At 63.5% G+C, this 24,309-nt stretch carries 17 protein-coding genes; 13 read left to right on the plus strand and 4 right to left on the minus strand.

The window, feature by feature from the left end; genetic code table 11:
* Positions 1–7: 7 nt before the first annotated feature.
* From AC3WL2_RS07050 to AC3WL2_RS07070, 5 genes are all read left to right on the plus strand, one after another.
* A complete protein-coding gene (locus AC3WL2_RS07050) occupies positions 8–442 on the plus strand; it encodes a DcrB-related protein (protein ID WP_102683431.1) in 435 nt (144 codons plus the stop codon).
* A 9-nt stretch (positions 443–451) separates the two neighbouring features.
* Positions 452–4,858: an RHS repeat-associated core domain-containing protein gene (locus AC3WL2_RS07055; protein WP_102683432.1), complete on the plus strand. Its 4,407-nt coding sequence runs from the start codon at positions 452–454 to the stop codon at positions 4,856–4,858.
* Positions 4,859–4,860: 2 nt separating this feature from the next.
* Entirely contained in the window at positions 4,861–5,646 is a 786-nt protein-coding gene (locus AC3WL2_RS07060) for a hypothetical protein (protein WP_102683433.1), read from the plus strand.
* Between the two features lie 87 nt (positions 5,647–5,733).
* Positions 5,734–6,399, plus strand: a complete 666-nt coding sequence (locus AC3WL2_RS07065; protein WP_102683434.1) for a hypothetical protein — start codon at positions 5,734–5,736, stop codon at positions 6,397–6,399.
* A 153-nt stretch (positions 6,400–6,552) separates the two neighbouring features.
* Positions 6,553–8,223 carry an FMN-binding glutamate synthase family protein gene (locus tag AC3WL2_RS07070; protein ID WP_102683435.1) on the plus strand — a complete coding sequence of 557 codons (1,671 nt, stop codon included), beginning with the start codon at positions 6,553–6,555 and terminating at the stop codon, positions 8,221–8,223.
* Positions 8,224–8,253: 30 nt separating this feature from the next.
* Here the strand turns inward: AC3WL2_RS07070 and AC3WL2_RS07075 are convergent, their stop codons facing one another.
* A complete protein-coding gene (locus AC3WL2_RS07075; RefSeq protein ID WP_102683436.1) occupies positions 8,254–9,570 on the minus strand; it encodes an OprD family porin in 1,317 nt (438 codons plus the stop codon).
* Positions 9,571–9,764: 194 nt separating this feature from the next.
* Positions 9,765–10,010, minus strand: coding sequence for a hypothetical protein (locus AC3WL2_RS07080; RefSeq protein WP_146022580.1), 246 nt, complete (start codon positions 10,008–10,010; stop codon positions 9,765–9,767).
* A gap of 168 nt (positions 10,011–10,178) precedes the next feature.
* On the opposite strand from AC3WL2_RS07080, the gene AC3WL2_RS07085 reads away from it, so the two are divergent.
* A complete protein-coding gene (locus tag AC3WL2_RS07085; protein WP_102683437.1) occupies positions 10,179–12,269 on the plus strand; it encodes a TonB-dependent receptor in 2,091 nt (696 codons plus the stop codon).
* Positions 12,270–12,746: 477 nt separating this feature from the next.
* Here AC3WL2_RS07085 and aguA read toward each other — a convergent pair whose 3' ends face one another.
* Together aguA and AC3WL2_RS07095 are read right to left on the minus strand one after the other, a co-directional pair.
* Positions 12,747–13,853 carry an agmatine deiminase gene (aguA, locus tag AC3WL2_RS07090; RefSeq protein ID WP_102683439.1) on the minus strand — a complete coding sequence of 369 codons (1,107 nt, stop codon included), beginning with the start codon at positions 13,851–13,853 and terminating at the stop codon, positions 12,747–12,749.
* Between the two features lie 204 nt (positions 13,854–14,057).
* Entirely contained in the window at positions 14,058–16,958 is a 2,901-nt protein-coding gene (locus AC3WL2_RS07095) for an aminotransferase (protein WP_102683440.1), read from the minus strand.
* A gap of 187 nt (positions 16,959–17,145) precedes the next feature.
* On the opposite strand from AC3WL2_RS07095, the gene rfbB reads away from it, so the two are divergent.
* The 7 genes from rfbB to AC3WL2_RS07130 are packed head-to-tail and all read left to right on the plus strand — an operon-like array spanning position 17,146 to position 24,203.
* Positions 17,146–18,228, plus strand: a complete 1,083-nt coding sequence (rfbB, locus tag AC3WL2_RS07100) for a dTDP-glucose 4,6-dehydratase (RefSeq protein WP_102683441.1) — start codon at positions 17,146–17,148, stop codon at positions 18,226–18,228.
* Complete coding sequence (rfbA, locus tag AC3WL2_RS07105; protein ID WP_102683442.1) at positions 18,225–19,100, plus strand: glucose-1-phosphate thymidylyltransferase RfbA; 876 nt, start codon at positions 18,225–18,227, stop codon at positions 19,098–19,100. The genes rfbB and rfbA overlap by 4 nt, the downstream gene beginning before the upstream one ends.
* A complete protein-coding gene (gene rfbC / locus AC3WL2_RS07110) occupies positions 19,097–19,642 on the plus strand; it encodes a dTDP-4-dehydrorhamnose 3,5-epimerase (protein WP_102683443.1) in 546 nt (181 codons plus the stop codon). Before rfbA ends, rfbC begins: the two co-directional genes overlap by 4 nt.
* Positions 19,639–20,499 carry a dTDP-4-dehydrorhamnose reductase gene (gene rfbD / locus AC3WL2_RS07115; protein ID WP_102683444.1) on the plus strand — a complete coding sequence of 287 codons (861 nt, stop codon included), beginning with the start codon at positions 19,639–19,641 and terminating at the stop codon, positions 20,497–20,499. The genes rfbC and rfbD overlap by 4 nt, the downstream gene beginning before the upstream one ends.
* A gap of 40 nt (positions 20,500–20,539) precedes the next feature.
* Positions 20,540–22,354, plus strand: coding sequence for a sensor histidine kinase (locus AC3WL2_RS07120; protein ID WP_102683445.1), 1,815 nt, complete (start codon positions 20,540–20,542; stop codon positions 22,352–22,354).
* Positions 22,351–23,751 (plus strand): sigma-54-dependent transcriptional regulator, encoded by a 1,401-nt coding sequence (locus tag AC3WL2_RS07125; RefSeq protein WP_102683446.1) that lies wholly within the window; start codon positions 22,351–22,353, stop codon positions 23,749–23,751. Before AC3WL2_RS07120 ends, AC3WL2_RS07125 begins: the two co-directional genes overlap by 4 nt.
* Entirely contained in the window at positions 23,748–24,203 is a 456-nt protein-coding gene (locus AC3WL2_RS07130; RefSeq protein ID WP_102683447.1) for a thioesterase domain-containing protein, read from the plus strand. The genes AC3WL2_RS07125 and AC3WL2_RS07130 overlap by 4 nt, the downstream gene beginning before the upstream one ends.
* Positions 24,204–24,309 lie beyond the last annotated feature (106 nt).

Genomic DNA, 24,309 nt, shown 5'->3' on the forward strand with positions numbered 1-24,309 from the left:
ACAAACCATGAGCTACCGCGTCAACGAATTCCGCTTCGCCCTGCCCGATGCGCAGGTACGCGACACCAGCATCAACATCCTGCGCTTCGAAGCCCTGGGCACCTCGCTGATCGTCAGCCGCAGCCTGCTCGAAGAGGGCGAGACCCTGCAGAGCAACTTCGACGGCCAGTTGCAGCGCCTGCAGCAACAGGTCAAGGACCTGCAGTTCCAGCCGGCCCGCGCCACCCAGGTGGGCGCGGCGCAGCCGATCGAGGCGATCGAGCTGAGCAGCCAGTTCAGCAAGGGCCAGGAAAAGGTCTACCAGTACCAGCTGGCGCTGGTGCTGCCGGGCACGCGCAAGATGTTCGCCCTGAGCTACGTCAAACCCACTCCCCTGGGCGAGGCCGAGGCGACGCACTGGGCGGCGCTCAAGCAGTCCCTCGACTTCGACAACCTGGGCTGACCCCGCACCATGTCCGACGCTCTCTGGGCCGCCCGCGAAGGCGATGCGCTGCTGCACACCTCGGTGATGGCCGACATCATCGGCGGCGTGCTGGAGGTCGCCGCCAACGTCGCCATCGGCGCTCTGGCAACCGCTGCGGTGGCCGCGGCACTGGGCCTGACAGTGGTCACCGGCGGCCTGGGCTGCTTCGTGCTGGGCGCGGTGGTGGGCTTGGTGGTCGGCGTGGTCATGGCCAAGACCGGCGCGGACACCGGGCTCAGTCGATTATGCGAGGGCATCGGCAACGCCCTGTTCCCGCCGACCGTGCAAGCCACCATCGCCAGCGGCTCGCCCAACACCAAGACCAACGGCAAGCGCGCCGCGCGCGCGGCCGGCGTGGTCACCGCGCCCTCGGCACCGGCCAGTGGCGAGGGCGGTGGCGCGCAGGCCGAGGAACAGGAAGAGACCTTCCTCGACATGGCCAAGGGCTTCTTCTCACAGATGTGGCGGCCGACCGTCGCCAGCCCTGCGGCCAACACCCAGGAAGCCCCCGACGACAAGGTGCTGTGCACCAAGCACCCGCCGATGCCACCGCAGTACCTGGCCGAGGGCTCGAGCAAGGTATTGATCAACGGCCACCCGGCCTGTCGCAGCGGCGATCGCAGCACCTGCGAGGCGGTGATCGTCGATGGCGGGCTGGTGTCGAACAACGTGCGCATCGGCGGCGGGCCGATCGTGGTGCGCGAGATACGCAGCGGCAAGACACCGGGGATCGGCCTGGCGATCACGGCGTTGATGATGTTGCGGGGGCGGGGGGGGAAGTTTTATAGCAAGTTTGGGTGCATGCTCGTCGGAGGCGTGGTCAGTTTTGCCAGCAGCCAGGTGACCGCCGCCCTGACTTCGGCCATCGTCGGCTCGCCAAACCCTGTCCACGCGCCTACTGGCGCGAAGATCCTGAGCGACGAACACGACCTCGACTTCACCCTCCAGGCCATGATCCCACTGGACTGGCAACGCTACTACAACAGTCGCGATGAACGCCGCGAGGGTCTGTTCGGTGCCGGTTGGAGCGTCCCCTATGAAGTGTCTGTAAGGGTCGAGCACGACCGTCTGCTGTATACAGACGAGCAAGCTCGTGTCATCGACATGGGAATGATCGCCCTCGGCGACGCCGTCTTCAGCGCTGGCGAAGGCATCAGCGTGCGACGCGCCCTTGATGGCGAGCTGCTGATCGAAGACATCAGCAGCGGCCTCTATCGTTTGTTCGAACCCAGTCCACAGGACGCCAACCACCTCCGTCTGGCGAAACTGGGGGATCGCAACGACAACCGCATCCACCTGGACTATGACGATCTCGGGCGCCTGATGTGGCTGCGCGACACCTTTGACCGCGTGCGGATCAAGCTGCACTACAGCGGCGCTTGGCCACGTCGAGTCAGCCATATCGAACGGGTGTTCGTCGATGACGATGCTGAAACGCTCGCCAGCTATCGCTACGACGCCGCTGGCGATCTGGCCGAGGTCCACGATGCACTGGGGCAATTGCAGCGTCGATTCATGTATGACGAAGGTCGGCGCATGGTCGGGCATCAAACAGCCAATGGCCTGCTTTGCCATTACCAGTGGCAGAAACTGGACGACTGGCGGGTGATCCGGCACTGGACCAACGCCGGCGACGAGTATCACTTCGAATACGATATCGAGGCTGGCATCACCTGCATCACCGACCCGCTGCTACGCACCAGTGTGCGGCGCTGGAACGCGCAGTTCCAGATCATCGAGTCGAGCAACGCGCTGGGCCAGACCTGGCGCTTCCACTGGAACGATGAACGTCAGCTGCTTGCCGCCACCGATCCTGAAGGCGGTGAGTGGCGCTTCAGCTACGACGAATCCGGCAACCTGTGCGAAACCATCGATCCGTTGGGACGCAGTGAATCGACCCAGTGGCTCGAGCATTGGGCGTTGCCTCGCAGTGAAACCAATGCCGCCGGGGCAACCTGGACCTATCGCTACGACCAGCACGGCAACTGTATTCGCGAAACCGACCCCTTGGGCGAGGTGACGCGCTACCGCCATGACGAACATGGCCTACCGCTGGAAACCATCGACGCCACGGGCAAGCGCCAACGTCAGCGCTGGAACGAACAAGGTCTGCTGATCGAGCAGGTGGACTGCTCAGGCTACGCCACACGGTTGCGCTACGACCGGCGCGGCCATTTGCAGAGTCTGACCAACGCCCTCGGCCAGACCAGCCACTTCCAACACGATGCCTTGGGACATCGGATACGCCAGGAGCTGGCGGATGGGCGCATTGTCCAGTACCGGTACACCGCCTCGGGCCTGCTCGAATGCTTCATCGATCCGCTCGGCAACACCGAGCATTTTCGCTATGACCTGAATGGCCAGATCATCGAGCAGCGGGACAACCTTGGCCGTCCGACACTGTTTACCTATGACCGTTGCACACGGCTGGTGGCACTCACCAACAGCAACGGTGAGTCCTATCGTTTCACTTGGGATGAGGCGAACCGCCTAGCCGTGCATGAAAATCTGGATGGCAGTCGCAAGGCCTATCAGTACGATGGACTCGGCCAGATCATCGCCATGGACTTCATTCCGGCGCCGGGCGCCGGAGAGGCGCCGATCCATCACCGCCTTCGACGTGACGCCGCCGGCAGGCTGGTTGCGTTGCTTACCGAGGACGACAGCACTACCTACAGTCTCGATCCGATGGACCGGTTGATGGAGGTGATCAGCGAGGATCGTCAGGGGAATGTGCAACGCGTCGCGTTCGAGCATGATGCCTGCGGACGCCGCACTGCCGAAAGCAACAGTGCCGGAAGGCTGGAGCACACCTACGACGCACTGGACAATCGCTTGCAGACGCGGCTGCCCGATGGCCGCCAACTGAACCGCCTGGTGTATGGCTCGGGACACCTCCATCAGATCAACATCGACGGGCAGGTGATCAGCGATTTCGAGCGCGATCGCCTGCACCGTGAGGTCTCGCGAACCCAGGGACGGCTGCTGACCCGTAACCAATACGACCTCAGTGGCCGACCGAGCGCCCGTCTGCGCTGGGACACCGACCACAACGAACACCTGCCCGCGCCCTGGCAGCAGCGCTTCGACTTCGATGATCGCGACAATCTGGTGCGCTACCTGCGCCAGCAACCCGATCATCAGCATCAGCTGCTGATGCATTACGACGCAACGGATCGCCTGCTCGCCAACCAGGGACCGTTGCCAGGCCAAAACGAACAATACCTCTATGACGCTGCGGCAAACCGTGTGCCCGGTGCTGGGCAAGTCGCCCGCCATGACCAGTTGCTCCAACTGGAAGATCGCCACTACCGCTATGACGGTTTCGGGCGCCTTTCGGAAAAACGTAGCACGCTGTATGGCGAACAGCATATGAGCTACGACCAGCATCATCGCCTTGTTCAAGTGCGCTCTATACGCGGCGGACGCGAGCGCATCGTCAAGCTGCACTACGACCCTCTCGGACGCCGCATCGGCAAGACCGACCACGACGATCAGGGTAATCTGCTGGGCAGCACCGACTTTGGCTGGGACGGTCTCAAGCTGCTGCAAGAACGCTGCAACGGCCACCTCACCCTATATGTCTATGAGCCGGGCTATAGAGTCCTGGCACGTGTCGACGGTCAAGGCGCGCATCAACGCACGTTCCATTACCACAACGCCCTCAACGGTCTGCCCGAGCAACTGACCGACAGTGACGGTACGTTGTCCTGGGAGGGCGAATGCTCCGCCTGGGGCATGACCTTACGCGAGTGGCGGGCTGACGACTTCATCGAACAGCAGAACCTGCGCTTTCAAGGTCAGTACCTGGACCGTGAGACAGGCCTGCACTACAACCTGTTCCGCTACTATGACCCACAGAGCGGCCGCTTCACTCAGCCCGACCCTATTGGCCTGGAAGGCGGCATCAACCTATACCGCTATGCGCCGAACCCTGTCGGCGGGATAGATCCGCACGGGTTGGACTGGAGCTATTTCCTTTCCGACGAGAAAGGCAACCCGTATTACAACGGGCGAGCCTCGGACAACGATACGCTCGAAGGCGTGGTACGCCGACATATGGAGACCAAGGGCGCAGACGGCCCACGCCTCAAGGAAGGTGACCGCATCAACCGCGTGACACCGATTGGTACCGACTACGACACGATACGCGGCATTGAGGATTCGGGGATCCGCGAGCGAGAAGTGCTCGGCAGGAAGAACCCGAACGTGCGAGGCAACAAGATCTATGGCATCTCCGACGCCAAGGCGAAAAAAGACCCTGGCCTCGAGCGGATAGCGCTCGCCAACGACTTCCTGAAGGCACGCGGTGTCAGCAAAGTCACGCAACTGCCCGTGCTCGACAGCCGTGGCGCCCTGCCCCCCAAGGCCAACAAAAGCTCCTGCGGGAAATGAACATGACTGCAACTCCGGAACAACTTTGCAAGATCCTCAAGGCCCAGCATCCCAGCGAGCCACCAAGCTCGGCGCTGGTAGCCACAGGCCTGGCGACCGAGACCCGCAGGATGAGCCATGACCAGGTGCTTACCTGGCTGTTCAAGGAGCGAGAGACCGTGGTGAAGAAAGAGGTGGTCGCCAACTTTCTCACCGGTGTCGAGCGCAACCAGGCCTACCTGCGCGCGGCTCTGTCGGCCTATGCTTGCGCGACACACCTGCCGCAACACGCTTTCACGGCGCAGGACCAACCGAACTGTCAGGTCTGCAGTTTCTTCAAGGAGCGCGAAGTCAACTTCATTGCCCTCAACAGGGTGCGTTTTCTGATCGGCGCAGCGCTTTTCGGCAGCCCCTCCCACATCGCGTTCCAGTTGCAGGAACATAGCGCCGGGCCGAAAGAACGGCCGGGTAACCTGGACCTAATGGTGTCGATTCTGGACCTGATCCGTAACGTGCCTGCCGTGACCAAACCCAAGGACCTGCTCAAGCTACTGCGTAAACTACCCGGCATCAAGATGAGCGAAGAAGAAGGCCGGGGTTTCCTCGACCTGCTTGGACACTGCGGGATACTGCAGACCCCGGAGCACCCTGGCCTGCTGTACCGCTATACCAACCTCGGCCTGGCACCACGCAGCGCACGCTCGTCGGACTGGAGTTACCCGATGGACTTCTGGCGCGGTGAGCATGGCCTCAACCAGGACGCCCTGCGCTATTGGTTCAGCGACTATCCCGAGTTGCTCAAGGCGTAGGCCATTGGCAGGCAGATCACAGCAACAGCCACGACCATTGCGGAACTGCACAATCAGACTCGCCAAAAGCAAAGGATGCTATCGACCATGAGCTCGCAAAAAATCGTGCTTTCCGACCAAGATCACGGTCTGGGCCAGATCGGCGGCGGTGCCCGCCTCAAGGATGCCTCGCTGTGGCCAAGAAGCCCGGATGCCGGTGAGCCGATGACCCCACTGCTGACATTGAGCGAACGCTTCCTGCCCGTCACCTTCATTCCACCCGGCATGGCAATCACGGTGTTCATCACTGCGCGTCAGCATGACGGCGCCTTCAGTCGTTCCACCCAGCGCCATTACACCGTCAACCAGCAGAGTGAGCTCGACGAAAAACGCCCCAAAGGTTTTGCCCGGGTCATTCTGCATGAGCTGGCCGACCAGTCGATCGCGCCGCCCACCGCAGCCCTCCTGCTGGAACGTGCCTACATCCAGTTCGAACCGTTCAACGATGAAGAGGAAGAGCAGGAACTGGAGGACGAGGACAGCGGTATCGACCTGAGCAAGCCCGTCGGGCGGCCTTGCTGGCTGCAGGATCCGATCTACGAACCCCAGCGCTTCCTGTTCCTGATGCAACTGCTCGACAGTGATGTGGCCAGCGCCAGCCCGCAGCATGTGGGATTGTTCTCGGACGGTATCGGCTACCTGTATATCGACAGGCAGGCTCGGCGCGGCAAGCAAGGCGATGAAGCCGGCTTCTTCTTCATCCAGTTCACCTGATCGGATACCGCGACCTTGGCTCCCATCGAAACTGGCCGTAGCTACCGCCCCAGGCAATTCCGCGTCGAGTAACAGTCTTTTACCGAAACCCCAGGTTTTCCCTGCGCAGCCTTTGCCTATCCTAGGCCGGGTCATCCCGCCTGCGATGGACCCATGAAAGACTCGCTCCCCAGCCGCTATGCCTGCCTGTTCCTGTGTCTGGTCTTCACGATTGCCAGTGCCCCTTTCCTGCTTGCCCACACCTGGCTCTGGCCCTTCAACGTCGTCAGCGCCCTGCTCAGCCTGGTCGGCCTCAACGACCTGCGCCAACGCCACCACGCCGTGCGCCGCAACTATCCGATCCTGGGCAATATCCGCTACCTGATCGAGACCATCCGCCCGGAGATCCGCCAGTACCTGATCGAGGGCGACGACGACAAGCTGCCGTTCTCCCGCGCCCAGCGTTCACTGGTCTACGCCAGGGCCAAGAACGAGAGTGCCGAGAAAGCCTTCGGCACGCTCAACGATGCCTACAAGCCGGGCTTCGAGTTCATCAGCCACTCGATGCTGCCGGTGCCGATGCCCGACCCTGCGTCGTTCCGCATTCGCATCGGCGGCCCACAGTGCCGCCAACCGTACTCGGCGTCGATCTTCAACATCTCGGCCATGAGCTTCGGCGCCCTCAGCGCCAATGCCATCGCCGCGCTGAACAAGGGCGCGCGCCTGGGCCGCTTCGCCCATGACACCGGCGAGGGCAGCATCAGCCCCTACCACCGCGAACACGGCGGCGACCTGATCTGGGAAATCGGTAGCGGCTATTTCGGCTGCCGCAGCGAAGACGGCCAGTTCGACCCCGAGCGCTTCGCCGAGCAGGCCCGCGCCGCCCAGGTGAAGATGATCGAGATCAAGCTCAGCCAGGGCGCCAAGCCGGGCCATGGCGGGATCCTGCCGGGGCACAAGGTCAGCGCCGAGATCGCCGCCACCCGAGGCGTGCGCGAGGGCGAGGACTGCATCTCGCCGGCCGCTCACAGTGCCTTCGCCACACCGCGGGAGCTGCTGCAGTTCGTCGCCCGGCTGCGCGAGCTGTCCGGCGGCAAGCCGGTGGGTTTCAAGTTCTGCTTGGGCCACCCGTGGGAGTTCATGGGCATCGCCAAGGCCATGCTGGCCACCGGCATCACCCCGGACTTCATCGTCGTCGACGGCAAGGAAGGCGGTACCGGCGCAGCGCCCCGGGAGTTCTCCGACAACATGGGCGTGCCGCTGCGCGAGGGCCTGATGTTCGTGCACAACACCCTGGTGGGGCTGAACCTGCGCGAGCGCATCCGCATCGGCGCGGCGGGCAAGCTGGTCAGCGCCTTCGACATCGCCAGCGTGCTGGCCATCGGCGCGGACTGGGTCAACTCGGCACGGGGCTTCATGTTCGCCATCGGCTGCATCCAGTCGCAAAGCTGCCACACCAACAAGTGCCCAACCGGCGTGGCCACCCAGGATGCGTTGCGCCAGCGCGCGCTGGTGGTGCCGGAGAAGGCCGAGCGGGTCGCCAGCTTTCACCGCAATACCCTGCACGCCCTGGCCGAGATGCTTGCCGCCGCCGGTCTGGACCATCCTTCTGAACTCAAGCCCAAGCACCTGGCGCGGCGTACCAGCGCCAGCGAGATTGGCCTGTTCTCGCAACTGCACACCTTCCTCAAGCCAGGCGAGCTGCTCAGCGGTGCGATCGACAGCGAGTTCTATGCACGGATGTGGCGGATGGCGCGCAGTGACAGCTTTGCGCCGGAGACGGGGGAGATCGAGGTGGCGCCGATGACGGCCAGCGTGCTGCGGAAAGAAACAGCCCCGGCATAGGCCGGGGCTGCGGGTGACGCGGGATCAGGATCAGAAGATGCTGATCGGGTACTCGACGAATACGCGGACTTCGTTGCCGTCGTCGTTGTATTCGTTCTGGCGAACAGCCGTGTTGGTGCGCAGGAACGAACCACGCAGCTTGACCGACAGGTCCTTGGCCGGGCCTTCCTGGACGACGTAGCGGATCTGGCTGAACAGTTCACGTTCTTTGCCTTCACCATAGCCTTCTGGCTTGTCCAGGGTACGGGTATTGATGTTGTCACCCACGACGTAGGCAATTTTGTAGGTCAGGCCCGGTACGCCGAATGCGCCAAAGTCCAGGCCGTAGCCCAGCTGCCAGGAACGCTCGTCCTCGGCGTTGAAGTCGGACCAGTAGGAGTTGGCCAGGTAGATGGTCGAACCACCGTCGCCGATGCCGCCGCCTTTCTGGTAGCCGCCGTAGTTGTAGCCGGTATCGCCCGTGCTGCGCTGGTAGGCCAGGGTGAACGAGTGCGGTCCGTAGGCGTAGGTGGCTGCCAGGCTCCAGATGGTGTTGGAGTCGCCGGTCAGGCGGCCTTCGACGTACTTCTTGTCGATGTCCGACTTGTAACCGTTGAAGTCCAGGGTCAGGGACTGGTCAGCCGCGATTGGGAAGACGTAGTTCATGCCCAGGTAGTGCTTCTTCATCACGTCTTCGTTGTCGGCGGTGTACAGCGACGCGGTGAAGTTGTCGGTGAACTTGTAGCTGCCGCCCAGGACGTTGATCGACTTCAGGCGACCGCTGTCATGGCCTTGGGCGCTCTTCTGCACTTCGCTGGTGAAGCGACCGGCATTCAGCTCCAGGCCCTTGATCTCCTTGGAGGTGATCAGGGTACCGCTGAAGCTCTCTGGCAGCAGGCGCGAATCGTCGTACTGCAGCACAGGCAGGGCTGGCATCTGGTCGCCGTACTTGAGCACGGTGTTGGAGACACGGAACTTGATCGCGGCACCTGCACGCGCCAGGTCGTCCGCTGCATCGCTACGCTTGCGCTCGTTGACGGTGTTCTCACGCTTGAAGAAGTCGATACCGCCACCGCCGTTACGGCCCTTGCCGCCATCAAGGCGCAAGGCGTACAGGCCGAACGCGTCGACACCTACACCGACGGTGCCCTGGGTGAAGCCGGAGGAGAAGTTGGCGATGACGCCCTGGCCCCACTGGGACTGGTCGTTGACGTGGTGCTTCTTGTCACGGTTGATGAAGGCGTTGCGCAGAAGGACGTTGGCGTGGCTGTCCTCGATGAAGCCCTTGCTCTCGGCCTGGTCATTGGCCTGTGCCTGGGTCGCGGCGATCATCGCCAGGGCGACCAGGCTGATCCTGGTTTTCAACATGTTATTTTCCTTATTTCGTATTCAAAAACGCTCTGCATCAGAACGCCAGGAACCAACGCCCCTTCGTAGGTTCGACGCTATGCGGATCCAAGCCGAAGGCCCGCCAATGGTCTGCAACGGGCCTTGCAGCCGCATGGCCAGAGAATGGCCAGCAGGCGTAGAGCCCGAATCCTAGCCCTGCCTGCTTATACATGTCAAAAAAACGTGAAATGCAGGTTGATATAACCAAAAACAAGGTCAGCGCTGGTGCATTTCCATGCATATCTGCCGTGGGTCAGCGCAAATCTGTCTCTTTTGTGGAAAGCGGTCGAAATCCATAAAACCGTCATACGTCCATGTTCCCGCAGGCCTTCCGAAAGCCTGTTTGAACTGCCCTGCTCTTCCCACTGCGCGGTCACGCAGAGAGCAACGTTGCACGCACCGCCGCTTCCACAAGCCATTCCGAAGCGCATCCTTGTGAATGCCAAGACAATTTCAAATCAATCCAAACGAATAGCAACATCTTGAAACATATGTAAAGACAACCCTTTACAAATGTCGATGCAACAGTAAATAGCAAGCATTACCATTCGCGCCCAATTTCTCACTCCCTCCCTTGGACGCCTTCGATGCCTGCCCCCTGCCGCCTTTCACCCTTGACCCTGGGCCTGTCGCTGCTGTTCAGCGCCGGCCTGGCCAGTGCCGCCACCACGACCTTGCCGGAAACCTCGGTGACCGCCGACAGCACCCGCGAAGAGGACAACCCGCGAGTCAAAGACGTGACCACCGCGACCCGCACCTCGACCCCCGCGCGCTACGTGCCACAGGCCATCGATTCGGTGAAGACCCGCAACGTGCTGGACTACGGCAGCAGCAACCTGGGCAAGGCGCTGGAAGGCATCCCCAACGTCAGCAGCGGCGCCGACACCCGTTTCGACAGCCTGCGTATTCGCGGCTTCGACGCCAGCAACGACTTCTACCTGGACGGTGTCCGCGACGACAGCCAGTACACCCGCGATCTGCACAACATCGAGCGGGTCGAGGTGCTCAAGGGCCCGGCCGCGGTGCTTTATGGCCGTGGCAGCCAGGGCGGCATCGTCAACCGGGTGAGCAAGGCGCCGGAGCACGGCCGCCGCTCGACCATCGAGGCACAAGGTGGCAGCCAGGACCTGCGCAGCCTGTACGCCGACCTCAGCGCCGACCCCAGCGACACCCTCAGCCTGCGCCTGAACCTGGGCAACGAGGACAAGAACAGCTTCCGCGACGGCATCGACGGCAACCACCGCCAGCTGTTCGCGCCGTCGATGAGCTGGCAGATCACCCCCGAGCTGAACTGGCTGGTGCAGTACGAGTACAGCCGCTACGACCGTACCCCTGACCGTGGCATCCCCGGTAACCCGCTCACCGGGCGCCCGGCCGATGTCAGCCGCAAGACCACCTACGGCGACACCCAGCGCGACTACATCAACGACCGCGCCGAGTCGCTGCGCTCGCGTCTGAACTACGAGCTGAACGATCAGTGGCAACTGCGCCACACCTTCAGCCTGTTCACCCTGGAGAGCGACTTCGACAACACCTACCAGACCGCCTACCGCCCCGTTGCCGGTCTGGTGGACCGCCAGCGCTGGCAGCAGGACCTGAGCACCCGCAATCTCTACAACACCATCGAACTCGAAGGTCATGTAGAAACCTTCGGTCTGGAGCACACGCTGCTGGTGGGCCTAGAAATGGGCGAACAGCGCCGCAACTCGCTGCTGAGCCAAGGCGTAGGCGTGCCCTCGGTACCGCTGCAGGGGGCCACGGCCAGCCAGCAGCACAACGGCATCATGCGGGTGTCCAGCAACAACCACACCGACGTCGAGAGCCGAGGGATCTACCTGCAAGACCAGATCCGCCTCAACGACCAGTGGCAGCTGCTGGCCGGCGTGCGCTTCGACCAGTTCGAGGTGGACACCACCAACAAACTGCGCAACATCTCGGAAAAGCAGAAGGACAACAGTTTCAGTCCGCGTATCGGCGTGGTGTACACCCCCTGGCAGGACCACTCCTTCTATGCCTCCTGGAGCAAGACCTACTCTCCGGTCGGTGGCGGCCTGATCGGCATCACCCCCGGCGCGGCCGGCAACGCCAACCAGACCGACCCGGAACAGACCCGGCAGAAGGAGATCGGGGTCAAGAGCGAATGGTTCGACGAGCGCCTGAGCACCACCCTGGCGATCTACGAACTGGAACTGTACAACCGCCGTACCCGCGACCCGATCAACCCGGAACTGATCCAGCTCAGCGGCCTGCAGCGTTCACGCGGCATCGAGCTGACCGCCACCGGCAACGTGGTGGGCAACTGGTACGTGCGCGGCGGCATCGGCCTGCAGGACGCGACCATCGTCAAGGACAACAACGGCCAGCAGGGCAACCGCATCAACGACGTGGCCAAGCGAAACGCCAGCCTGTTCGTGACCTGGAAGCCGGAGCTGGGCTGGTACGCCGAAACCGGCCTGACCCTGGTCGGCGACCGCTACGCCGACAACCAGAACACCGTGATCCTGCCGGGCTACGGCCGTTGGGACGCGCTGGCGGGCTATCGCACCCACGACTGGGATGTACGCGCGGCCTTGAGCAACATCACCGACAAGACCTACTACAGCTCGGCAACCAGCGCGGCGCAGATCCAGGTGGGCGATCCGCGCAGCCTGGTGGTGACCGGAACCTACAGCTTCTGAGTTGTGACAGCAGCGAGCATCAAGGACGGGCCGCCCAAACGAAAACGCCACCGCAATTGCGGTGGCGTTTTTTTCTGCGGCGGGATCCTTCCCGATCAATGCCAGATAGCCAGCAGAGCTTCGAGCTCTTCCTCGCTGATCAGGCCTTGGGGGTATCGCCCATCCAGCAGGCGTCGTGGGTCGGTCGTCCTGACCCGATCGTCTCCATGACGTTTCAACCACTGAGCCAGGATTCTGAGCGATTGGTGACTGGCCGCCGTTGAGGGCAAAGCCGACTCACTTGCTGCGTTCATTTCCTCACGTACTCCCTGGGCCGAGTGAGCGGCTAAGTTACTTCAGATGCATTACAGAATGGCGTAGGCCCATTCGTCTGAAGTACGAGGAAAAATCAATACAATTGCTGTGCCATGCCGCCCGACCGACTATCGCGAGCATAAAAAAACCCGCCTTTCGACGGGTTTTTCACTCATTGGCCGATCAACGTTTTACCGGTGCCGGTTGCTGCTGGGTCAGGCAGTGGATGTTGCCACCGCCTAACAGCAGTTCACGCCCCGGGATCATCACCACTTCGTGATCCGGGAAGACCTTGGCCAGGATAGCTCTGGCTTGCGCATCAGCAGGGTCGTCGAAGCTCGGCGCGATGATGCCACCATTGACGATCAGGAAGTTCACATAGGACCCGGCCAGGCGTACCGAAGGGTCACGCTCTTGGCTGCCCACCACATGATCGACGCCATCGCATTCGGCCTGGGTGGCGTAAAGCGGCCCCGGAATCGGCATCTTGTGCACCACGAACTCGCGCCCTTTGGCGTCGCGGGTGTTTTTCAGCACCTCGTAGGCGGCGTGGCAGCGCGCGTAGTTGGGGTCATTGGAATCATCGGTCCAGGCCAGTAACACTTCGCCTGGGCTGACGTAACAGCAGAAGTTGTCGACGTGGCCATCGGTCTCGTCGTTGTACAAGCCGTCCGGCAGCCAGACGATGGTCTCGACCGCCAGGTGCTCGCGCAGGATCTCCTCGATCTGTTCGCGGTCCAGGTGCGGGTTGCGGTTGCGGTTGAGCAGGCATTCTTCGGTGGTGATCAGGGTGCCTTCGCCATCGACGTGGATCGAACCGCCTTCGAGCACGAAGCCTTCGGTGTGGTAGCGCTGCACGCGCTCCATCTCCATGACCTTGGCGGCCAGCTCCTCGTCGCGGTTCCAGGGCGCGTACAAGCCGCCGTCGAAGCCGCCCCAGGCGTTGAAGCCCCAGTCCACGCCGCGTACCTCGCCGTGGTCGTTGATGACGAAGGTCGGGCCGGTGTCACGCACCCAGGCGTCGTCATTGCTGATCTCGACCACGCGGATGTTGGGCAGGTCGAGCTGGCGACGGGCGTTCTCGTACTGGCCGGCGGACACCGCCACGGTGACCGGCTCGAAGCGGGCGATGGCCTTGGCCAGGGTCACGTGCGCGGCCTGCGCCGGCTTGCCGCCCAAGCGCCAGTTGTCCGGGCGCTCCGGCCAGACCATCCACACCTGGGTCTGCGCAGCCCATTCGGCGGGCATGTGGAAACCGTCGGCGCGGGGGGTCGAGTTGAGGGTCTTCATGGGTAACCTCTGCGAAGGCCCGGGGCCAGTGGCGCCAGGTCAGTGATCGAAAAAGATGCAGGCTCGCCAGTATAGGCAGCGTAATGTTCAGCCGATATTACAACCGATAAATATCGACTTTAAATAGATAATCACAAAATATTTAGGCATAAAAAAGCCTGGCGAACCGATAACAATCGACTTGCCAGGCCTGCATGCCGTGATTCAGAGCCCTTCGCCGAGGACCCGCTCCACGCTGTCGACGAAGTAATCCACGCTGGCCCGCGTGGTGCACATCGGCGGCTTGATCTTGAGGATGTTCAGGTAGTCGCCGGTCGGCTGCATGAAGATCCCCAGATCGCGCAGGCGATCGCACAGGATCATGGTCTCCTCGGTCGCCGGTTCCAGCGTCTGGCGATCGCGTACCAGCTCCAGCCCCAGGTAGAACCCGGAACCATGGGCGGCGCCGGCAAGCGGATATTTATCGACCAATGCCTGCAGGCGTGCCTTGAAGTAACGGCCCACGTCACGGGCGTTGCCCCACAATCCTTCGTCACGCATTACGTCCAGCACCGCCATGCCGATGCGGCAACTGACCGGGCTGCCCCCGGCCGAGGAGAAGAAGTAGCCCTCGGCCTCCAGCGCCTCGGCGATCTCGCGCCGGGTGATCACCGCGCCCAGCGGCTGGCCGTTGCCCATGCCCTTGGCCATGGTGATGATATCCGGCACCACACCCTGCTCCTCGAAGCCCCAGAAGTACTCGCCCAGGCGCCCGTAACCGACCTGCACCTCGTCGGCGATGCACACCCCGCCGCGCTGGCGCACCTTGGCGTAGGCCTCGCGCAGGTAGCCCGGCGGCAGCGAGATGCCCCCGGCGTTTCCGTACACCGGTTCGCAGATCATCCCGGCCAGCTGGCGACCACGGGCGTCGAGGTCGGCCAGCTTGGCATCGACATCGCGCAGGTAGTCGGCGGCGCTGTCGGCGCCCCGGTAGCGCCCGCGGAAGGTATTTGGCGCCTCCACCGGATGCACCCAGTCCGGCCGGGTCTCCAAGGCCTGGGGGTTGTCGGCGATGGAGGTGGAGATCGCGTCAGTGGCAACCGACCAGCCGTGGTAGGCCTCCAGCACGCTGAGCAGGTCGCGCCCACCGCTGTAGGCCCAGGCCAGACGGATCGCCAGGTCATTGGCCTCGGTGCCGCTGTTGACCAGGAACACCCTGTCGAAGCCCTCGGGCGCCACCTCCAGCAGACGCTCGGAAAACTCGGCAATGGCTGCGTAGTGAAAGCGCGAGTTGGTGTTGACCAACGACCACTGGCGCGCCGACTCAGCGGCCATGCGCGGATGACCATGGCCGAGCACCGCGACGTTGTTGAGCATGTCCAGGTACGAACGGCCCTGCATGTCGATCAGGTAGTTGCGCCAACCGCGCTCGATATGCGGAGGCTGGGCGTAGTAATGCTTCTGCGAGCGCGCGAAGCTGGCATCGCGACGCGCCAGCAGCGCCTGCGGGTCGGCCAGCGGCTCGGCATCGCAGGCAAAGCCCAGCAAGGCTTGCGGTGACGGGCATAGGGCCAGCCAGGCGGCAGCGTGGGAGGGCATGGCAAAGAAGGGTGGACGGGTATCGGTATCCACGCACAGTTGCACGCGGAGGAACCCACAGGTCGAGCCGATGACCTGGCCTTTGAGCAGCGCCTGGCCATCGGTCGGCGCCTCTTCCAGGCCATCGAGCCACAGGTTCCAGTGCGCGGTGCGCAGGCAGCCACGACCATCGCCGATGCATTGCCATACCCCAGCTTCGGGCGCTTGCAACGCGGTGCCGGGCGACAGGTTCAGCTCTACGCCCAGGGCACAGGTGGCCGGTTCTTCAGGTCGGTCGATGTGGGTTTGCGACAGGCGGTACTGCCCATGCAGGCTACACGCCGGCCCCGGCTGGATAGCGAGCAGACGCTGGTCAAAGCCGGGCTGCTCCCAGTTGCCTGCCTCGCAGTGAGGGCTGAGCACGCCCAGGTCGACGCGGATCACCGACTGGCCGTTGAGTCCTGGCAGCAACACGGCGCAATCACCAAGGTCGATGCTGGCCGGCTTGCGCCCAGCCGCCTGAAGAATTGCCGCCTCCATCAAAGCTACGGGCACGGCGCAGGCGGTATCGAAGATCTCCCATTCATGGGCGATGTTGTCGCGGGTGTACTGGTTGTCCGGATCGACAGCCAGTTGCTGCTCGCTGCTGAGCACCAGCACGGCGGCGCGGTTCAGCACCAGCGGCCAGAGGGCGCGCAACTCGGCATCCTGCAGGGGATTCACGGCATGGTAGGCGCTGACCGCCGGCAAGATCCGCAGCGGATCGCCCTCGGCGTGATGCAGCAAGGCCGCGCAGGTCACCGACAGATCGGCGATACGCCAGGTACGCACCAGGTCACCAAAGTCGATGACACCTTGTACCTGCCACTGCCGCTCGGCATCCCGGGCCCAGACCACGTTGTCGTCGGTGATGTCCAGGTGCACGGCCTGGATCGGCAACTGTTCGACCAGCGGCTGCAATCGTGCGCTTGCCGCCTTGGCCACGCTCTCCACCCGCGCCCGGCGCTGTGCATCCCGCAACACCGGCAGCAGATGCTGGATCAGGGCCTGGGCATGGCGCGGATCCCACTGCAAGGTGCGCTCAAGGCCGGGATGGTCGAAGTTGGCCAGGCCCCTGTCGACGCGGGCGCAAAGCGCGCCGAGTTCCACCATCACCCGCGCCGGTAGGTGGCCCAGGCGGGTCAACGGCCGCCCGTCGATGTAGTCGAGCAGGCGCACGCGCAAGGTCTGGCCGTCAACATCCAGCGCCAACAGGTCCTGCCCGTTGCTGGCCAGGCGTACCGCAGGTACCGGCAGGCCGCAGTCACGCAAATGAGTCAGCGCGGCATGCTGTGCTTCCAACTCCTGCCGGGCGTAGTTGGCGTGGCAGATCTTGAGCACATAGCACTCATCGCTGCCGTTGACCTGGAAGTTCAGGTCCTGCTGGCTACCCAAAGGCTGCAAACCACCGGCCAGATCGTAATGCGCCCGCAGCAAGGCATGGGCCTGCGCCTCGCTCAGTGAGGGGACGGGCAAACTGGAACGCTGGATCAGGATGGAAAGCGGCATGGCGGAAGCTCTCGTTTTTTTCGTATATCGCCATCAGGCAGGCAAATTGGCAAGCCGGCAGCGTACAATTGGCGTTTCGTCGCACAGGCCTTGCAGCCCAGCGCATTCAACTTGCCTATAGCCTTGTCAGCCGACAAGCTGTGAGCCCGCTAGCCACCGTCATTATTGGAAGGAAAGGGAATCCGACATGCGTATTCTCATTACCGGGGGAGCCGGTTTCATCGGATCGGCCCTGGTACGCCACCTCATCAGCAATACCGAGCATGAAGTCCTTAATCTCGACAAGCTGACCTATGCAGGCAACCTGGAATCACTGTCGAGCATCGCCAGCAATTCGCGCTATGAGTTCGCCCAGGTCGATATCGTCGACCAGGCCTCCGTCAGTGCAGTGCTCGCCCGGTTCCAGCCACACGCCATCATGCACCTGGCAGCGGAATCGCATGTGGATCGCTCCATCGACGGCCCTTCGGACTTCATCCAGACCAACATCGTCGGTACCTACAGTCTGCTGGAGGCCACTCGGGGTTACTGGAACACACTGGGCGAGGAGGAGCGCAAGTCTTTCCGCTTCCATCACATTTCCACCGACGAGGTCTACGGTGACCTTCACGGGGTCGACGACCTGTTCACCGAAACCACGCCCTACGCCCCCAGTTCGCCCTATTCGGCGAGCAAAGCGGCCTCCGACCACCTGGTCCGCGCCTGGCACCGTACCTATGGATTGCCGGTGCTGCTGACCAACTGCTCCAACAATTATGGGCCGTTCCACTTCCCCGAGAAGCTCATTCCACTGGTCATTCTCAACGCCCTCGAAGGCAAACCGCTGCCGGTCTATGGCGATGGCCTGCAAGTGCGTGACTGGCTGTTCGTCGAGGATCACGCCCGCGCGCTGTTCAAGGTGGTTAGCGAAGGGGAGGTAGGTGAAACCTACAATATCGGTGGCCACAACGAGCAGAAGAACATCGATGTGGTGCGCGGCATCTGTGCCCTGCTCGAGGAACTGGCCCCGCAACACCCTGCAGGAATTGCCAACTACGCTGAGCTGATCACCTTCGTCAAGGATCGCCCGGGCCACGACCAGCGCTATGCCATCGACGCCAGCAAGATCGAGCGCGAGCTGGGCTGGGTTCCCGAGGAAACCTTCGAGACAGGCCTGCGCAAGACTGTCCAATGGTACCTGGACAACCTTGAATGGTGCCGCCATGTCCAGGATGGCAGCTATCAACGTGAACGACTGGGTAACAACGATTACAAGGACTCGATCGCATGACCAAGGGCATCATCCTCGCCGGCGGCTCCGGCACTCGCCTGCACCCGATCACACTGGCCACCTCCAAGCAGCTGCTGCCCATCTACGACAAGCCGATGATCTACTATCCGGTCTCTGTCCTGATGCTGGCGGGTATCCGCGATATCCTCCTGATCTCCACGCCCGCCGACCTCCCGCAGTACCGCCAGCTGTTCGGTGACGGCAGCCAGTTCGGCATCAACCTCAGCTATGCCGAGCAACCGTCGCCCGACGGCCTGGCCCAGGCCTTCCTGATTGGCGAGGAGTTCATCGGCAACGACTCGGTATGCCTGATCCTGGGCGACAACATCTTCCATGGCCAAGGCTTCAGCGAACAGCTCCAGCGCGCGGTCAAGCACCAGGCCGGCGCCACGGTGTTCGGCTACTGGGTCAAGGACCCCGAGCGCTTCGGCGTGGTCGAGTTCGACGGCAATGGCCGGGCCTTGTCGATCGAAGAAAAGCCAGCCAAGCCAAGGTCCAGCTACGCGGTTACCGGCCTGTACTTCTATGACAACGATGTGGTGAAGATTGCCAAGGGGGTCAAGCCCTCCCCACGCGGCGAACTGGAGATCACCGACATCAACAACGCCTACCTGGAGCGTGGCGACCTGCGCGTGGAGCGCTTGGGGCGCGGCCTTGCATGGCTCGACACCGGCACCCACGACAGTCTCCTGGAAGCGTCCCAGTATGTGCGGACCATCGAACACCTGCAGGGACTGAAAATCGCTTGCCTGGAAGAGATCGCTTATCAGAAAGGCTGGATCAGCCGTCAAGAATTACAGAGGAAGGCCGAAGAACTTAAGAAGACGGGGTACGGACAGTACCTCAGTAAATTGATAGAAGAGACCCCATGAATATCATCGCCACGGCCATCCCGGATGTTCTGATCATCGAACCGAAGATTTTTGGTGATAGCCGTGGTTTCTTCTTCGAAAGCTTCAACGCACGGGACTTTGCCGACAAGGCTGGCGTTGATGTGAACTTCGTGCAGGACAACCACTCACGCTCGCAAAAGGGCGTGCTGCGCGGCTTGCACTACCAGATCGACAATCCCCAGGGGAAACTGGTGCGGGTCATGCAGGGCGAGGTCCTCGACGTCGCCGTGGACCTGCGCCAGAGTTCACCTACCTGTGGACAGTGGGTCGCGACGCGGCTGAGCGCCGTGGACCACCGGCAATTCTGGATACCACCAGGATTCGCCCATGGCTTCCTGGTGCTGAGCGAGTCGGCCGACTTTCTCTACAAGACCACCGATTACTACACCCCGAGCGCCGAACGCTGCATCCGCTGGGATGATCCACAGCTGGCGATCGACTGGGGCATGCAGGAAGCACCGATCCTGTCCGCCAAGGACCAGGCCGGCAGATTGTTCAAGGATGCGGAGCTGTTCCCGTGAAAATCCTTGTCTGCGGCCACAATGGCCAGGTTGCCCAGGCGTTGCAGGGCGCCCTGGCCGGATTGGGCGAGGTGTGCCTGGTTGGCCGCGACCAGTTCGACATGGCCCGACCGGAACAGCTGCGCGAACCACTGCGCCGACAGGCTCCAGATCTGATCATCAATGCGGCGGCACACACTGCGGTGGATCAGGCCGAGAACGAGCCGGAACAGTCCTTCGCCATCAATGCCGAGGCGCCGGGAATATTAGCCGAAGAAGCCGCACGCCTCGGCGTTCCACTGATCCACTACTCCACCGACTATGTCTTCGACGGCAGCAAGGCCACGCCATACGACGAGGACGACGCGCCCAATCCCCTGGGAATCTACGGTCGCAGCAAGCTGGCCGGAGAACAGGCGATCCGCGCTACAGGCGCAGAACACCTGATCCTGCGCACCAGCTGGGTATATTCACTGCATGGGCGCAATTTCCTGCTGACCATGCAGCGCGTGCTTCAGGAACGTCCACAGCTGAAAGTCGTCAACGACCAGATCGGCGCCCCGACCTGGGCGGGCACCCTCGCCGCCAATACCCGCGCGCTGATCGAGCGCTGGCGCAACGGTCAGGCCGGTGCCTGGGGCACCTACCACCTGACCGCCCAGGGCGAGACCTCCTGGTTCGGCTTTGCCCAGGCCATCGGCGAACAGCTCAAGGCGCGCGGACTGTCCTGTGCCGAGCTGCTGCCGATCCCTTCCAGCGAGTACCCGACACCGGCCAGACGACCGCTCAACTCGCGCCTGGACTGTTCGCGCCTTGCCCGTGAATGGCAGGTCGTCCAGCCGCACTGGCACGATGCACTCATCGACTGCCTCAAGTAGCGCATAATTGCGCCAGACCTTTCTGGCGCAATAAACCGCGATGATCCCAAGACCCACGCCTCCCCGCCGACCCCGCTGGCGCAGCCTGGCCCTGCTGGCGCTGTGCCTGGCCCCGCTGCTGTGGCCGCTGCACCACCTGGCCGAGCGCTACTACCAGGATGAGCTGGCTTCACAGAACCGCCAGACCCTAGACCTCTACGTCGCCAACCTGCTGGGCACCCTGCACCGCTACGAAACCCTGCCGCAGATCCTCGGCGACCTGCCGGCGCTGCGCGGCGTGCTGGCCGACCCGCTGCGCCTCGAGGCGGTAACCAACGCCAACCGGTTGCTCAAGGGCATCACCCAGCAGACCGGTGCCGAGGTGATGTACCTGATGGATGTCAGCGGCAACACCCTGGCCGCGTCCAACTGGGACAAGCAGGACAGCTTCGTCGGCCGCAACTTCTCGTTCCGCCCGTACTTCATCGAGGCGATGGAGGGGCGGCTGGGACGGTTCTTCGGCCAGGGCACCACTTCGGCCAAGCGCGGCTACTTCTTCGCCGCCGCCGTGCACGACCGCGACAAGGTAATCGGCGTGCTGGTGGTCAAGGTCGACCTCGACCACACCGAAACCCTGTGGGGCCGCACGCCGGAACAACTGCTGCTGACCGACCAGAACGGCGTGGTGGTGCTCACCTCTCGCCCGGACTGGCGTTTCCGCGCCACCCGCGAATTGACCGCGGCCGAGCGCCAGGCCATCGTCGCCATCCAGCCCTACCCGACCCAGGCCCCGCAGCCGTTGAGCCTCAACCGCGACGCCTGGCTGGTCCAGACCCGCGACATCAAGGAAACCGGCTGGCAAGTGAACATCCTCGCCCCGCGCCTGCTGGTCGACCGCTCGGTGCAAACGGTCATGGCCATCGGCGGTGGCGCGCTGCTGGTGACCATGCTCCTGGCTGGCCTGGTCATGCAGCGCCGACGCCACTACATCGACCGCATCGACTTCGAGGCCCTTGCCCGGCAAGAGCTGGAAAAGCGCGTGATCGAGCGCACCGCCGACCTCGAAGGCCTCAACACCCGGCTCAAGAGCGCGGTACTGGAGCGCGAGAGCGCCCAGCAGGAGCTGGTGCGCGCCCAGGATGAACTGGTCCAGGCCGGCAAACTGTCGGTACTGGGCACCATGTCGGCAAGCATCAGCCATGAACTCAATCAGCCGCTGGCGGCGATTCGCTCCTATGCCGAGAACGCCGAGATTCTCCTCGACCATCAGCGCACCGAGGACGTGCGCGGCAATCTCAAGCTGATTGGCGAACTGACCGGGCGCATGGCCTCGATCATCGCCCACCTGCGCGCCTTCGCCCGCCGCGACCAGCACGCCCCGGAGAGCGTTGCCCTGCAACCGGCCCTGGATGATGCCCTGGCGCTGCTGGCCAAGCGTCGCCGGGCCATGGCCGTGGAACTGGTGCGCGACCTGCCCGAGGCCACGCTGTGGGTACAGGCCGGCGAGACCCGCCTGCGCCAAGTGCTGGGCAACCTGCTGGCCAACGCCCTCGATGCCCTGACCGAAAAAGCCAACCCGCGCAGGCTGTGGCTGAGTGCCGAGCGCCAGGACGGCTGCGTCTACCTGTACATCCGCGACAATGGCCCAGGCTTCAGCCGCCAGGCGCTGGAGCACGCCAAGGAGCCGTTCTTCACCACCAAGACCCGCACCCAGGGCCTCGGCTTGGGGCTGGCCATCTGCGAAAGCCTGATGCACGCGCTGGGCGGCGAGCTACTGCTGGGCAACCACCCGGAAGGCGGCGCACTGCTGACCCTGAAACTGCGCGTGGCCAAGCCCGGCGCCAACCTGCAATCTTCGGAGGACACCTCGGCATGAGCACCGAGACACCGATCGACAGCCGTGCCCAGGTGATCCTGGTCGATGATGACCCGCACCTGCGCCAAGCCCTGAGCCAGACCCTGGACCTGGCCGGGCTCAAGGTGGTGGCCTTGGCCGACGCCCAGGGCTTGGCCGAACGCCTGGAGGAGGACTGGCCGGGCGTGGTGGTCAGCGATATCCGCATGCCCGGCATCGATGGCCTGCAACTGCTGGAGCAACTGCACGCCCGTGACAGCGAACTGCCGGTGCTGCTGATTACCGGCCACGGCGATGTGCCACTGGCAGTGCAGGCCATGCGCGCCGGGGCATATGACTTCCTGGAGAAACCCTTCGCCAGCGACGCCCTGCTCGACAGCGTGCGCCGCGCCCTGGCCCTGCGCCGCCTGGTGCTGGACAATCGTAGCCTGCGCCTGGCCCTGAGCGATCGCCAGCAGTTGGCCACGCGCCTGGTCGGGCAATCCCCCGGCATGCAGCGCCTGCGCGAGCAGATCGGCGCCCTGGCCGGCACTCGCGCCGACGTGCTGATCCTTGGCGAGACCGGCGCCGGCAAGGAGGTGGTGGCGCGTGCCCTGCACGACCTGTCGAGCCGGCGCGACGGCCCGTTCGTGGCGATCAATGCCGGCGCCCTGGCCGAGTCGGTGGTCGAGAGCGAACTGTTCGGCCATGAGCCGGGCGCTTTCACCGGTGCGCAGAAGCGCCGCATCGGCAAGTTCGAATTCGCCAATGGCGGCACGCTGTTCCTCGACGAAATCGAAAGCATGAGCCTGGATGTTCAGGTCAAGCTGCTGCGCCTGCTGCAGGAGCGGGTGGTCGAGCGCCTGGGCGGCAACCAGCTGATCCCGCTGGATATCCGTATCATCGCCGCCACCAAGGAAGACCTGCGCCAAGCCGCCGACCAAGGGCGTTTCCGTGCAGACCTGTACTACCGCCTGAACGTCGCACCGCTGCGTATCCCCGCGCTGCGTGAGCGCGGCGACGACATCCTGGTGCTGTTCCAGCACTTCGCCGACGCCGCCAGCGAACGCCATGGCCTGCCGCCCCACAACCTGCAACCGGCGCAGCGTGCCCTGCTGCTGCGCCACGACTGGCCGGGCAATGTACGCGAGCTACAGAATGCCGCCGAACGCTTCGCCCTTGGCCTGGAGCTGGCCCTTGATGGCCAGGCGCCTGCGGCGGCCAACGATATCCATGTCCCGGTGCCGGCCGGTAACCTCAGCGAGCAGGTCGAGCAGTTCGAGCGCTCGCTGATCGCCGCCGAGCTGATGCAGCCGCACAGCTCCATGCGCAGCCTCGCCGAGGCCCTCGGCATCCCACGCAAGACCCTGCACGACAAGCTGCGCAAGCACAGCCTGAGCTTTGGCGGGCACGACGACCAGGAGGACAACCGTCAATGAGCAACGACAGCCAGTACCTGCAGTCCGTACTGCACGGCGACATCCCGCTGACCCGCGAAATGGGCATGGAAGTCATCGATTGGCAGGCGCACACCTTGCGCCTGAAGCTGCCATTGGCGCCCAACGTCAACCACAAGAGCACCATGTTCGGCGGCAGCCTGTACTGCGGCGCGGTGCTGGTGGGCTGGGGCTGGCTGCACCTGCGTCTGCGCGAGCTGGGGATCGATGACGGGCATATCGTCATCCAGGAAGGGCAGATCAGCTACCCGCTGCCAGTCACCGGGGCCGCCGTGGCACGTTGCCCGGCGCCGGACGAGAAGACCTGGGAGCGGTTTCTGACGATGTATCAACGTCGTGGACGGGCACGACTGACGCTGGAGACGGTGGTGAGCAACGAGGGTAGTGACGAGCCTGCGGTGACGTTCAGCGGGCAGTACGTGCTGCATCGCTGAAAGCTGGGGGTGCTTCGCCCCCCTTTCGTCGCGGTTCGTCGCCACGACAAGCCGGCTCCCACACCGACCGCGCTGACCTGAAACCCTGCGCTATCCTGTGGGAGCT

The sequence above is a fragment of the Pseudomonas sp. FW305-96 genome (genome assembly GCF_058783825.1).